Source organism: Exiguobacterium algae, assembly GCF_018617875.1.
GTDB lineage: Bacteria > Bacillota > Bacilli > Exiguobacteriales > Exiguobacteriaceae > Exiguobacterium > Exiguobacterium algae.
Window position 1 is genome coordinate 144,454 of the sequence record NZ_JACSKZ010000003.1, and the last position, 13,654, is coordinate 158,107.

At 48.0% G+C, this 13,654-nt stretch carries 13 protein-coding genes; 5 read left to right on the forward strand and 8 right to left on the reverse strand.

Going from position 1 to position 13,654, the window contains the following annotated elements; genetic code table 11:
• Positions 1–247: 247 nt before the first annotated feature.
• Both KNP03_RS09480 and KNP03_RS09485 read right to left on the reverse strand, forming a co-directional pair.
• Positions 248–1,516: a HAMP domain-containing sensor histidine kinase gene (locus KNP03_RS09480; protein WP_214828715.1), complete on the reverse strand. Its 1,269-nt coding sequence runs from the start codon at positions 1,514–1,516 to the stop codon at positions 248–250.
• Positions 1,513–2,163, reverse strand: a complete 651-nt coding sequence (locus KNP03_RS09485) for a response regulator transcription factor (RefSeq protein WP_214828718.1) — start codon at positions 2,161–2,163, stop codon at positions 1,513–1,515. Before KNP03_RS09485 ends, KNP03_RS09480 begins: the two co-directional genes overlap by 4 nt.
• Positions 2,164–2,307: 144 nt before the next feature.
• Here KNP03_RS09485 and KNP03_RS09490 point away from each other — a divergent pair, with 144 nt between their 5' ends.
• Positions 2,308–2,895 carry a hypothetical protein gene (locus tag KNP03_RS09490; protein WP_214828721.1) on the forward strand — a complete coding sequence of 196 codons (588 nt, stop codon included), beginning with the start codon at positions 2,308–2,310 and terminating at the stop codon, positions 2,893–2,895.
• 30 nt (positions 2,896–2,925) lie between these two features.
• Here the strand turns inward: KNP03_RS09490 and KNP03_RS09495 are convergent, their stop codons facing one another.
• Genes KNP03_RS09495 through KNP03_RS09505 form a run of 3 tightly spaced genes read right to left on the reverse strand, consistent with a single transcriptional unit; the run spans position 2,926 to position 6,053 of the window.
• Positions 2,926–3,633 (reverse strand): hypothetical protein, encoded by a 708-nt coding sequence (locus tag KNP03_RS09495; protein ID WP_214828724.1) that lies wholly within the window; start codon positions 3,631–3,633, stop codon positions 2,926–2,928.
• 24 nt (positions 3,634–3,657) lie between these two features.
• Positions 3,658–4,140 carry a GNAT family N-acetyltransferase gene (locus tag KNP03_RS09500; protein ID WP_214828727.1) on the reverse strand — a complete coding sequence of 161 codons (483 nt, stop codon included), beginning with the start codon at positions 4,138–4,140 and terminating at the stop codon, positions 3,658–3,660.
• Positions 4,137–6,053 (reverse strand): endonuclease MutS2, encoded by a 1,917-nt coding sequence (locus tag KNP03_RS09505; protein ID WP_214828730.1) that lies wholly within the window; start codon positions 6,051–6,053, stop codon positions 4,137–4,139. The genes KNP03_RS09500 and KNP03_RS09505 overlap by 4 nt, the downstream gene beginning before the upstream one ends.
• Positions 6,054–6,510: 457 nt before the next feature.
• On the opposite strand from KNP03_RS09505, the gene KNP03_RS09510 reads away from it, so the two are divergent.
• From KNP03_RS09510 to nagE, 3 genes are read left to right on the forward strand one after another with little or no spacing between them, the layout of a single operon-like run.
• The gene (locus tag KNP03_RS09510) at positions 6,511–6,999 is read left to right on the forward strand and encodes a PTS sugar transporter subunit IIA (protein WP_214828733.1); all 489 of its coding nucleotides are present in this window, start codon (positions 6,511–6,513) and stop codon (positions 6,997–6,999) included.
• A 19-nt stretch (positions 7,000–7,018) separates the two neighbouring features.
• On the forward strand, positions 7,019–7,867 hold the full coding sequence (locus KNP03_RS09515) for a PRD domain-containing protein (protein ID WP_240544554.1): 849 nt from the start codon (positions 7,019–7,021) through the stop codon (positions 7,865–7,867).
• A complete protein-coding gene (nagE, locus tag KNP03_RS09520; RefSeq protein ID WP_214828736.1) occupies positions 7,864–9,348 on the forward strand; it encodes an N-acetylglucosamine-specific PTS transporter subunit IIBC in 1,485 nt (494 codons plus the stop codon). Before KNP03_RS09515 ends, nagE begins: the two co-directional genes overlap by 4 nt.
• Before the next feature lie 112 nt (positions 9,349–9,460).
• Here nagE and htpX read toward each other — a convergent pair whose 3' ends face one another.
• Both htpX and KNP03_RS09530 read right to left on the reverse strand, forming a co-directional pair.
• Positions 9,461–10,345, reverse strand: coding sequence for a zinc metalloprotease HtpX (htpX, locus tag KNP03_RS09525; protein ID WP_214828739.1), 885 nt, complete (start codon positions 10,343–10,345; stop codon positions 9,461–9,463).
• 18 nt (positions 10,346–10,363) lie between these two features.
• Positions 10,364–10,912 carry a LemA family protein gene (locus KNP03_RS09530; RefSeq protein ID WP_214828742.1) on the reverse strand — a complete coding sequence of 183 codons (549 nt, stop codon included), beginning with the start codon at positions 10,910–10,912 and terminating at the stop codon, positions 10,364–10,366.
• A 179-nt stretch (positions 10,913–11,091) separates the two neighbouring features.
• Here KNP03_RS09530 and KNP03_RS09535 point away from each other — a divergent pair, with 179 nt between their 5' ends.
• Positions 11,092–12,276 (forward strand): amidohydrolase, encoded by a 1,185-nt coding sequence (locus KNP03_RS09535; protein ID WP_214828745.1) that lies wholly within the window; start codon positions 11,092–11,094, stop codon positions 12,274–12,276.
• A 4-nt stretch (positions 12,277–12,280) separates the two neighbouring features.
• Here the strand turns inward: KNP03_RS09535 and KNP03_RS09540 are convergent, their stop codons facing one another.
• On the reverse strand, positions 12,281–13,606 hold the full coding sequence (locus tag KNP03_RS09540) for a hemolysin family protein (RefSeq protein WP_214828966.1): 1,326 nt from the start codon (positions 13,604–13,606) through the stop codon (positions 12,281–12,283).
• Positions 13,607–13,654 lie beyond the last annotated feature (48 nt).

The following is a 13,654-nucleotide window of genomic DNA, read 5'->3' on the forward strand; positions in this document are numbered from 1 at the left end:
AAAAACCTAAACTCATACCAAGCTCCAACATGGAACCGTGGTATCAATTTAGGTTTTGCCTGCATCACCAGTAACAATCCCAAAACGGATTTTCTTCTTTTCGTTATTAGCATACTCTCTTGAAATCTTGACGTCAATATAAAAATAAAACGCTTACAACGTGACTGTTTTTCTCACTTCTTACAAACGATCCGTTTTTGATTCATCCATCCCGGATGACCTGCTCTAACTTCTCGATGAAGAAAACTCAGTCCCATTCAATCCAAAATGTCGCCCCATTGTCTGAATCGACTCCATAGGATAACCCTTGTGCCTCCAGTAATAGTTTCGTGATTGCTAGACCGAGACCGTGCCCGTTTGAACGGTCCCCTTTCACGTACATATCCCAAATCGATTCCCGCATCTCTTTTTCAATCCCTGGACCTTGATCTGAAATCGCTAAGCGCCGCTGCGACAACGTCACCGTAATCACTCCGCCAACCGGACTGGCATCATAGGCGTTCTTTAAGAAATTGGTCAGAATCCGCTCCATTGCCAGATGATCCGCCTGGACGGTACCAGGTTCGATATCGAGTTGAACCGATACTTGTTTTTGTTGGAACCACTCTTCCATTCGCGTCACGATGTTCCGGACCATCTCGTCGAGTTGTATCGATTCCATTTCAAGCGGGATTCTGCCTGTCGACAACTTTGAGTACTCAAGCATTTGATTGACAAGACGGTCAATTCGGTCTACCTCTTCGGTGATGCTTCGCCCAGATTCAGAGACCGCTTCTTTATGAACAACACCGAGTTCGAGCATTTCTGCCTCGTTTCGAACGATTGCGAGTGGCGTACGGACGTCATGTGTGATTCCGGAGATGAATGATTTTTGGAGCGCTTCTTTTTCTTGAAGCGAGTGATTCATTTGTTCGACCGCCTCCGTCAGATCACCGATTTCATCATTCGTGACCGTCGGCAGGGCAATATCATGCTCCCCATTCATAATAGAAGTCGTCGCTTGTCTTAAATCGACTAACGGCTTCGTCAAACGACGACTCATCCAAAACGTGACGGCAACCGCGACGAACAGTGCGAAAAGGAATCCTCCTGCTAAAATCACGTAAATCTGTTGAAATTGCGGATTCGATAACGGGACCGGTGTATACGTCACGATTTGCAAGCTTCCCTCTTCACGCAAGTACGTCAGTAAACGCGTCCCATTCGCACTGACTTCATCCCGTTCAGATAATGCGTCCGGGTCGAGGGAGAGTGGCATCATGCGATGCATCCGGCCACCGCGTTCCAATTCGATTTGACGCCCATTTTGAAAAAGGAGGACATCAATTTGTCCCGGTATACCCCGTCCTTCTTGAATGGCATCATAAACAATGGCTGCTTCTTGCTCAAGCTGTGTGTAACTTTCCCCTTCTGCAAAACGGCCGATTAATAAGGACGTCAGGCCGAAGGTCAATACCGCCATCGCGGCAAGTGGCAGAATCGCGGTCCACAGTAACTTCTTCATTAATCGGTTCATAGGATTTCCTCAAGCCGATACCCGACACGGTGAACAGTTTTTAATTGTTGTTTAAGTGTAGGGGATTTGTCTCGGAGTTGCTTTACATGGGTATCCACCGTACGGGTGTCTCCGACGAACTCGTAATCCCACACTTCGTCCAACAAACGATTTCGGTCGAGCGCCTCCCCAAGATGCTTCCACATGAACAGCAGCAATTCATATTCTTTATTTGTCAGACGAAGCGGGTTTCCGTTTTCTTTCACGGTACGAGATTTCTCGTCGATGACAAGATTGCCAAACGTGATGCCTTCCGTATGCTTTACCAGTCGCTTCAACCGAATCTCCAGTTCTTTTAACACGATCGGCTTAACTAGATAATCGTCTGCTCCAAGCTCCAATCCAAATATCCGGTCGTCCGCCTCACCTCGCGCGGTCGTTAAAATGATAGCGGGTTTAGGTTGTAGAGATTTTAATTTCGGGATCAACGTCCATCCTTCACCGTCAGGTAATCGCACATCCAACAGAACGGCGTCAAACGGTTCCTGTAGAAAGGTTTTCGCTTCCGACAACGTCGTCGCAACCGTTACGTCGAATCCTGCATATGTCAAAAAGCGCGACATGCCGTCCGCTAATTTCATTTCATCCTCTACCACAAGCACGTTCATCTCTCATCGCCTCCATCTTCCATTATATCGCATGAAATTCGCATCCCATCGTTTCCCAAAGACAATTTGCAAAAACCTTGCAACTCCTTCACAACTTCAATTGGCCTACGTTCTAAACTTGAAGTATCAAAGGAGGAGATAATCATGAAATCAACAAAACTTGCACTTGCCTTGGCCGGTCTTTTAGCCGTCTCAGGTACTGGCGTATATGCCGCAACGAACGACACGACGACAGATGAATCGACAACGACAGAATCAACAGAATCAACACAGTGCGATCGTGGAGAACGTGGTGGTCACGGAATGTTTGGGGATCGTGAAGCGGGGCACACTGCTCTGATCGAAGCACTCGGTTTAACCGAAGAAGAAGTTGAGACAGCTCGTGAAAATGGTCAGTCCCTTCCAGAACTTGCTGAAGAAAAAGGCATTTCTGTTGAAGACTTTATCGCAGCGATCATGAGTTCACATGAAGAGAAACTCGCGACAGCAGTAGAAGACGGCAACTTGACACAAGAACAGGCGGACGCGATTCTTGCCGAGCACGAAGATCGCTTCGCTGATGTGACAAGCTACGATGATTTAGAAGGATTACGTGGAGGTCCCGAAGGTGGACGTCACGGCCACGGTCGTGGACACGGTCCTCACCATGGTGGACAGTTCGATTCTTCAGATGACGATGCTTCAAGCGAAAGTGACAGCACAGTCGAAAACCAAAGCACGAATTCCTTGTAAGCAAAGAGGCAACCGGTCACGGTTGCCTCTTTATATGATTAATAACAGGAATGCGTAACCGAGTAACCCCATCATGAAGGCGCCGAAACTGCTTTCCCGTTCTTCCGGCAACTCCTCTTTCATGACGTTTAAGATGACGCCTCCCGCTAAAAAGGCGACTACAATCGAAAGTCCCAAGTCATCCACTTCCGCATACGTCCCGACTCCCCATCCGACTAAGACAGCAAGCGATAATAATATACGGCCGCGTTGATCGTACAGCGCTTGATGATGATGACGCAATCCCTGGTCCACTGTAACAAAATGAATGCCTAGCGCCAAAAAATATAACGCCATTGTGGCATTGGATTGAAACGTACTCTCGGCCAATACATAGCCGATACTAAACGAATAAATCGTGAACGAGAAGATGTGAATCCAAAAGACGTATGGTTTTTCCTTTCGCTTGTTCGCCGTCGCAAAACGTTCCAGTCCGTAAAATACAGCGAGTCCAAGCATACTGATGATGAGGATGTGATTCTCGACGGAAGCAAAAACCCCGTTCTCAATCTGACCCTCCAGTTCACGTTGATATTCATTCAATTCCGGTAACAAGTGTAAAAAGACATATGCGACCGCAATCCCTCCGGCTACCGATAAAAATCGACTCCGTGGAATTTCACGCACGTGAATCAGCTTTCCCGAAAAGAAATGAATCATCGCAAAACCGACTGCAAACCAAAAACTTAGGTCAACCATCCACCATCCTCCTCAACGAGCGGCTCAATCAAAAGCCGAGTTATAGCTTACTACTCCAGATAATCTTGTTTTACCCGTCCATTTGACACGATAAGCTTCTTCCGGACAGTCAAAAGGGGCAGCAACCCCATATTGACTTGCTACTTCAAAACCGAATTTCGCATAGTAGGCTGGATGACCCAATACAATAATTCCCGGTTCCACACGGTGCTTTGCCTGTTCAATCATCTCATCCACAAGAAGATGCCCGATTCCCTGCGACTGATAGGCAGGTAAGACGGCGAGTGGCGCGAGCGCAATCATCGGGATATCATCAAGCACACATCGGGATGCCATGATATGACCGACCACTTTGCCCTCCGTTTCTGCCACAAAGGTCAACTCTGGGATCCAATCCGAAGAAGCACGGATTTTCATGACCAGCTCGTTCTCATTTCCTGTGAACGCCTGACGCAGTAACACATCGATTGCTTCGTGATCTTCTACTTTCTCTAAACGAATCTTCATGATTGCCCACCTTTCTCCCGATTTTGCCGTTGACGGATCTCTTTTTCAACGCGACGAAGCGCTTTTTTCGAACCGCGAGCAAAATCGTGTGCTTCTTTTCGTTCCTGGTACGTCGTGAATAACGTCTCCAAATCATAATCAGCCGGATACAATTCGGTGGCGCGCGCTTCTAGACGGACACGCCGAGACGGGACTTCGACCAACTGCTTCTCAACAAAGACGGTAACATGGCGACGTGATGCATCAAATGAATACACTAATCCAATCTGATCGGTTTCTAATAATCTGACCCGGTCTCCTTTGTGGAACTGTTGCTCCGGTTCAAGTGGCGTACTCGTCGCCTCTTTCATCACCTTCGATGAATCGAGACGCGTCAAATCATATTCTTTTTCTCGCATATACCGGGATGCCTGCTTGAGTATGGCTTCCGGTAACTTCATCTTTTTCGCGATGAATAAGGCGTTACTATCTCCTGATTGTCCCATCAACAACCGGTATCTAGGCTCCAGTGTCTCCGGGTCAAACTGCATCGCTGCATTCATGAAGTCCGGATGCGATTCCGAGTAAGCTTTGATTTCACCGTAGTGCGTCGAGGCAATGACAATCGAACCGTTCTGATAAGCCGCCTCTAAAATGGCGATGGCGAGTGCTGCGCCTTCATTCGGTTCTGTACCACTCCCGATTTCATCAAAAATCAGTAATGAGCGCTTCCCTGCTTTTTGCATGATCGCGGCCACGTTATGCATATGCGCAGAGAATGTGCTGAGCGCCGATTCCATATCTTGATTGTCACCGATATCGACGAACACTTCTTCAAATGTTGAAATAACCGTATCCGGATGCCCGGGAATGTGAAGGCCGCTCATCGTCATCAGGCTGAGCAGTCCAATCGTTTTCAAAACGACCGTCTTCCCGCCTGCGTTAGGTCCGGTGATAATCAATCCTCGATACGATTCGCCGATGGTGAAGTCGAGCGGTACAGCCGACTGCAAGAGAGGGTGTCGCACTTGTTTCAAATGAATGCGACCGACTGTATTCACTTTCGGAGAAATTCCGTCGATCGTTTGACTATATTTTGCTTTCGCGAACACCATGTCATATTGGGCAATCACGTCAAGCGTCGATTCCAAATCAGAGAGGGTTTCCGTCACAGCCCCCGTCAATGTCGCGAGCACCTGATAGACTTCCACCGCTTCCTCGGTCCGTTTAATAACGAGCTCGGCGTTCAGCTTTGAGATGGCTTCCGGTTCAACAAAAACCGTCGTCCCCCGGCTCGATGTATCGACGATTGTGCCTGCGACTTTGTGTTTGTATGAGGCTTTAATCGGAATGGTAAAGCGATCCTGTTTTTTCGTCACAAATCCATCCTGAATCATTTCACGGTTGGCGGCACTTTTCAAAAACTTGTTCAAACGTTCTTCGATTCGACCTTCCAGAATATCAATCTGTTTACGAATTCGCTTGAGTTCTTTTGATGCCTCGTCGACGACCCGACCCGCGCGAATCGCTTGTGTGATGTCCTCTTCGAGCGAGCGCCACTCTCCGATTTCATTGGCATAGGTCGATAAAAGCGGGGCGAAAAATGCTTGTTCCATCATGAAACGTTTCAATTTACGGGTTCCTCGAAAGAACTCGGCCACCGCCTCCAGTTCGTCTGCTTCCAGTTGCATCCCCCGCTGTAGCTTCCCGATAATCGGTTCCATGTCCGATACCCCAATGAAGGGAACGTGCGACGTCGCATCCAGTATCGTTCGGGCTTCTGTCGTCTCCTGTTGACGCTTGTTGACGGTGCTTAGATGACTTGTCGGTCGCTGCTGGCGTAACAATCTTCTTCCAAAACCACTGATGCAAAAGCGTTCGACGTGTGACATGAGTTCGTTGTATTGTAATTTTTCAAATGTTTGTTCGTTCATATGTGTCTCTCCTCAAAATTAGAATCGAGATACCGCGCAAACAAAAAGCGTCGGCCGATGACGACCAACGCAAAAAGACAGACCGGTGTCTGGCAGTTTTTGATGGGCGGTATCTGTAACAGAACATGACGGCATGACAAAAAGACATGTCATCCGACATTTTTCAGTTCGTTAGGCAGATACAACCTCACTCATCAACATGCAACACCTTTCTCACTTAGATTCGACTCCACTATACATCAAATCCTTCATTCTGTAAAACGAATGGATAGCGCTTTCAAAAAAAGTCTTGTATCTCCTATGCCCTCATGATATGTTGAAGTAGAAGCGAATATTGATCACATGTGACTGATTCGATCAGGCATGGGGTAAGACCACAGGTGCGAGCACCGGTCTATACTCCATGCCTGTTTTTGTTTTCCCACAATCATATTTTTGCCGAAAGGATGAACGAATCATGTTATGGAATAAGTTGTTGAAACAGCCATCTCTGACACTACACTCACCTATGGAAGGAGACGTCATTCCGCTCGAAGACGTACCCGATCCCGTCTTCAATGAAAAGATGATGGGAAACGGAATCGCCATTTTGCCGACAAACGGTCGGGTGGTGGCTCCATGCAATGGAACGGTCATTCAAATCGCCCCTTCAAAACATGCGATTGGCATTCGTTCTGAGGCAGGAGCTGAAATCTTGATTCACATCGGTTTAGACACGGTCGAACTCGAAGGTCGTCCGTTCACATTACATGTGAAAGCGGGCGATGAGGTCTCAACCGGTCAAGCCTTGATGACAGCAGATTTAGAATCTATTCATCAGGCTGGGAAAGACTCGGTCACGCCAATGGTCGTCACCAATGAGAAGACACTCTCTCATCATTACACTTTCCACACGAGTAAAGCAGCCATACCAGGAGACACCTTAATCGCCCGAGCGGAAGAATGACTCCAAATAAGGAGGACGTATGATTAAAATCAAAAAAATTTTAAATAACAACGCCGTCATCGTCTCAGACGACGGAGAAGAAAAGATTGCGATGGGACCTGGAGTCGCATTTAAGAAGTCTAAAAATGACATCGTCAATCCGCTCAAAATCGAAAAACTGTTCATCATGCCGGAGAATGACAAATTCCAACAATTGTTGAGCCGGATCCCAGTCGAACATTTCACCATTTCTGAGGAAATTATCTCGTATGCGGAGAAACGGCTCGAGACGACGTTCAATGAACACATCCACCTTGTACTCACCGATCATATTTCATTTGCAATCGAGCGGGAAATGGAAGGCATCTCGTTACGCAACAAGTTATTGAGTGAGATTAAAATTTTATACCGGAACGAGTATGAAATTGGGTTATGGGCGATTGAACAGATTGGCGAGAAATTAAACGTACACATGCCAAAAGATGAGGCGGCGTTCATCGCGCTGCACATCCATACGATGAAAGTGAAAGGGGGTGATTTACGAAAGACCGTCAAACAGACAACAATCGTACGCGACATGATCCAATCCATTTCAAGACAACTTCAAGTGTCGATTGAAGAAGATGACTTATCCTACCAGCGTTTATTGACACATTTACGGTTCGTCATGGATCGGGTCAATCATTATGACCATCATACGATTGACGAAGACATGCTGGAGATGATTCAAACGAAGTTTTCGTCAGCCTATGCTTGTGCGTATCGTGTCGCAAAAGAAATGGAAGAGACTTATCACATCATACTACCGGAGTCAGAACTCGGGTATATCACACTTCATATTCAACGTTTACAAGATCAGCACCATCGAAAAGGAGGAAATCAATCATGATGAATTTCTTACAACGCCTCGGACGCTCGCTCATGTTACCGGTTGCGGTACTTCCTGCTGCTGCGATTCTCATGGGAATCGGGTACTGGATTGACCCGGTCGGTTGGGGATCCGAAAACATCGCCGCCGCATTTTTGATTAAAGCAGGGGCCGCGATTATCGACAACATTCCGATTCTCTTCGCAGTCGGGGTCGCTCTTGGAATGGCAAAAAACCGCGACGGCTCAGCCGCTCTCAGCGGGCTCGTCGCCTTCTTAACGGTCACGACGTTACTTTCAGCGGGCACGGTCGCTCTATTCCAAGGGGTCGACGTGGAAGCCGTGAACCCAGCCTTCGGGAAAATCGCCAATGCGTTCGTCGGGATTATTTCCGGGCTCGTCGCCGCACAAATGTACAATCGATTCAGTCATGTCAAACTTCCGGACGCGCTTGCCTTCTTTAGCGGAAAACGACTCGTCCCAATCATGACTGCATTCTCGATGATCCTCGTTTCCGTCGCACTCTACTTCATCTGGCCGGTCGTTTATACCGGACTCGTCGGATTCGGAGAATCGATTTCTAAACTCGGGGCATTCGGTGCAGGATTGTACGGATTCTTTAACCGACTTTTAATTCCAACCGGTCTTCATCACGCCCTCAACTCTGTATTTTGGTTTGATGTGGCGGGAATCAATGATATCGGGAACTTCTGGTCCGGTGAAGGTGAAAAAGGTGTTACAGGTATGTATCAGGCCGGATTCTTCCCAATCATGATGTTCGGTCTCCCGGCAGCCGCACTTGCGATGTATCACACGGCTAAAACAAAACGTAAAAAACAGGCTGCCTCACTTCTTCTCGCTGCAGCATTTGCCTCATTCTTCACTGGGGTAACCGAGCCGCTTGAGTTCTCGTTCATGTTCCTCGCACCAGTCCTTTACTTGGTTCACGCTGCACTCACAGGGATTTCACTCTTTATTGCAGCGACGTTTCAATGGACGGCCGGATTCGGATTCAGTGCCGGCCTCGTCGACTTTGTTCTCAGCTCGCGCTTACCACTTGCGAATCAACCGTATATGTTACTCGTTCAAGGCCTCGTCTTCGGAGCAATTTATTACGCAATCTTCCGCTTCATGATTGTAAAACTCAACTTGGCAACACCAGGTCGTGAGCCGGAAGAAGTTGTCGATGCGGTATCAAGTGAGCCGACCGAAGGACGTACGCCAACAGCACCGGTCGCTTCAGGCGGAGAATATTCTGCGATGGCCGCCATGATTTACGAAGGACTCGGCGGTGACCAAAACGTCACGGGCATCGAATCATGCATCACGCGTCTTCGAGTCGATGTAAAAGACATGGACACGGTCAACCAGGACCGGATCAAACAATCCGGTGTTCCTGGCGTGAAAGTAGTCAGTCCAAACCACATTCAAGTGATTGTCGGAACGAACGTTCAATTCGTTCTCGATGAGATTGAAAAAATCCGGAGTCACCGTGCCGGATAAACGTCAATAGCCGCCCCATATCCTATGAGGCGGCTTTTCATTTGGACGCATAGTGTTTGTAAAATCGAATGAAGTAGTAAAGAAAAAGCTGACCATCCCGTGGTCAGCTCTTTTACATTTGGCGTAGTCTTGAAATTCGTTCGACAGGATCAGGGTGCGTCGAGAACAGTCCGCTCACTTTTTTCTTTAACGGATCGGAGAAATATAGCGGAGCCGATGCTCCAGATGCTTGTTTGACCGGCGTCTCGACGTTTGCGATTTTCTCAAGCGCCGAAGCGAGCGCGTCCGGATTCCGCGTCAACTCCGCCCCACTCGCATCCGCTAAAAATTCACGATTCCGTGAAATCGCCATGTTGATGAGCATGGCAATCAAAGGAGCCAGGATGAGCAGCACCAAACCGACAATCATAAAAATAGGATTTTGATTTTGATCACGCTTTCCGCCGATGCTTCTGAAAAATAACATCCTCGATCCGATATCACTCATGATGGCGATAACCGATACGAGTGCAAGTGTGACGGTAGAGAGTCGAACATCATAATTTTTAATATGGGAGACCTCGTGGGCAATCACACCTTCGATTTCTTCACGCGACAACCGTTCCAGTAAACCGGTCGTCACGGCCACGGCTGCCTTTTCGGGTTTCAATCCCGTCGCAAAGGCATTCGGGGACGGATCGTTGATGATAAAAATACGAGGCATCGGTACACGTGCGACCATTGCCATGTTCTCAACGGTATGCCAGAGGAACCGTTGCTGGTCGACCGACGTAATTTCTTGGGCCCGATTCATCTTCATAACGATATTCGTGCTCGACATGATGACGATTCCAACATAGAACAAGGAAAAAACCGGCGTGAAAATAAGCCCTGGTATAGCATCCCCATAGTTCACATAAGAAATTGCCGCCCCGACTAGCAGGACGAATAAAACGAATCCGGTGACGATGAACACCGTCTTCACTTTATTCTTTCGAATTTGTTCATAGAGGAGCATTGGCGCCACCTCGTTTCATCAAAACGATACGCGAACGTTCTCGCGCTCTTCCGCACGCGCCTCAAGCATGTCGCGTTTCTCAAAATGATGCATCGATGCGATGATATTCGTTGGCACCGACTCGATTTTTGTATTGTATTTCATGACGGTATTATTATAGAGCTGACGCGAGTAGGCCACTTTATTCTCGGTTTGCGTCAATTCTTCTTGCAGCATTTTAAAGTTTTCGTTCGCCTTCAAATCCGGGTAGGCTTCCCGCAGGGCGAATAAGTTTTTAAGCGCGCCACTCAGCTGGTCGTTGACCGCCATCTGTTCCTGACGGTTTGATTTTTCTCCGAGTTGATTCCGGAGCTCGACCACTTTCGCCAACGTCTCTTGTTCGTGTTTGGCATATCCTTTCACCGTTTCGACCAAGTTCGGAATCAAATCGTAACGACGCTTCAATTGTACATCGATTTGCGCCCACGCTTCATCCACCCAATTCCGATACTTGACGAGTCCGTTGTACATCGAGAAATAAATGAGTACAAGAACCACAACGACCACAATTGCAATAATCCACCCCATGGTGACACCTCATTTCATGATTTTCTCCTGTATTAATTCCCGTTCCTCGTATACGATAAGCTTAACTTTTGAAAATACATGAAAAAACATGCTTCCCCGGGAATTTACGGGAAAGGAATAGAAGGACGGTTAGGGAGAAGATTGCAGTTATACATCACATGTCGATTGGAGTGTACTTTATGTTCACCACACATCTTGAATCCAGACTGACCGAGCTATACAGTGAGATGGTTTCGCTGAGACGGCATTTTCATCAATATCCGGAAGTGTCGTTTCAGGAAGTGGAGACCCCAAAAATGATTGCCCGCTATTTGCGCGAACTCGGGATTGAGGTCCGTGAGAAGGTAGGCGGAAATGGTGTCGTAGGGAGAATTCGCGGTGGAGACGGGCCGACCATCGCATTACGTGCTGATTTTGATGCGCTTCCCATCCAAGACGTGAAGGATGTCCCGTATCGCTCAAAAGTAAATGGGGTCATGCATGCGTGTGGGCATGATGGACATACCGCCATGTTGCTCGTCCTCGCCAAAGTACTGACCGAAACCGACTTGCCGGGAGATGTCGTGCTCATTCATCAATTCGCCGAAGAATTAGCCCCCGGGGGTGCCAAACCGATGATTGAGGATGGCTGTCTTGATGGGGTGGATTATGTGTTCGGTGCCCATTTATGGACGCCTCTTCCTTTCGGTACAGTTGGTGTGAAACATGGCCCCATCATGGCGGCCTCAGATCGGTTCGAGCTAATCATTCGCGGAAAGGGCGGACACGGTGCGATACCTCAACATACGGTCGACGCGCTCATGGTCGCAGTCAATGTAGCCGGGCAACTCCAACAAATCATCAGTCGCCGGACCGACCCTCTTGAACCAGCCGTCTTAACAATTGGAACGTTCTCTTCCGGACAAGCATTCAACGTCATTGCCGAGGAAGCCAGACTGTCTGGTACCGTACGTACCTTCACGACCCATACACAGGAGCGCATCATCAAAGAAATGGAGCGCGTCATCGCAGCCACTTGTGATGCGAGTGATGCCACGTATGAACTCGAATATATACGAGGATACCCGGCTGTCGTCAATCACCCGACTGAAACCGAACTGATTCGCCGGGTCGCCAGTAACGTGATCGGGGCAGACGGCGTGGTTGATTTGGCGCCGCTCATGGTCGGCGAAGATTTCGCGTATTACTTACAACACGTACCGGGTTGCTTCTTTTTCACCGGTGCAGGAAATCCGGAATGTGCAGCCGTCTTTCCTCATCATCATCCCCGCTTCGACATCGATGAACGTTCCATGCTCCACACCGCTCAAATTTTACTCGGTGCCCTCCGGTCGACTTGGACGGCGCATGAAAAAGAGGACTGACAAATCAGTCCTCTTCTTCCGGTTCATTCAATTTTGAGATCAGAACCTGGTCGACGCGCTTTCCATCCATATCCACAACTTCAAAACGCAATCCGTATGCCTCGATGATATCTCCTCGTTTCGGGAAATCGCCGAGCGCGTAGATGACAAGTCCGGCTAACGTATGATAAGAATTACGTCCTTCTTCAAATCGGTCGTCCCGAATCCCAAACGTTCGCTTCAAATCCTCAATGCCGAGTAAGCCATCGGCCAGATACGATCCGTCCTCCCGACGGACGACCTCAGGTGTATCTTCCTCAATCATGACCTCTCCGACGATTTCCTCTAGAATATCGAACAATGTGACCATCCCAAGGAAACCACCGTACTCATCGAGCACAAACGCGATTTCAACACCGTTTTTTTGCATCATTTGAAGCACTTGACTCGCCTCGCGTTGTTTCGGGACGATGAGCGGTTGTTTGATTCGCTTTAATATTTGCGACGGTTCACGCAACGCAGATAGCGTTAAGATGTCGCGAACATCGATATACCCGACGAAGTCATCGAGCGAATCACGCCCGACCGGAAGCTTGTTATGTTTGCTTTCATAAATCGCTTTTTTGATTTCATCCATGTCATCTTCTAAATCAACCCACTCCAACGTCGTCCGCGGTTGCATGAGCTCATAAATCAATTGATCATGGAAGGCAAAAACGCGTTCGACTTGCTGCACTTCCTCGTGAGCAAACTGACCTTGTTGCGCCCCTTCAAAAAGTAGTTGCTTAATTTCCAGTTCTGTCTCACCGCTTGTCTGTTCTGCTTTCAACCCAAGCAGTTTGAACAGGAACAGGGTGGATTTCGATAAGATCCATATGAACGGGCGCATCACCTTACTAAAGACGTCAAGCGCAGGAATGATGGCCATCGTCATGCGTTCCGGTGCAACGAGTGCGATTCGCTTTGGTACCAACTCCCCGATAATCAACGACAAATAAGTGATGATGGTGACGACCACGACATACGCCACAGTCCCCGCATATTGTGCACTCATTCCGAGTTGTTCAAATCCAGTTGCCAGCGGCGCCGAGAAACGGGCACCCCCGTAAGCACCGTTAATAATCCCAATTAACGTGATCCCGACTTGCACGGTCGATAACAAATCTGTCGGGTCTTTTGAATAGTGCAAGGCGATTTTCGCACTTCGCTTGCCACGATTCGCTTCGACCTCAAGTTTTGCCGGTTTTGATGAGATGAGCGCAATTTCTGTCATCGCAAAAATTCCGTTCAACACAATCAATAACAAAACAATCAACAAATCAATCACTATGGAAGAACCCACTTTTTTCATCACCTCAGTTAACTTTTAAAACCAGATCACTTCATTTTACCAAAAAAT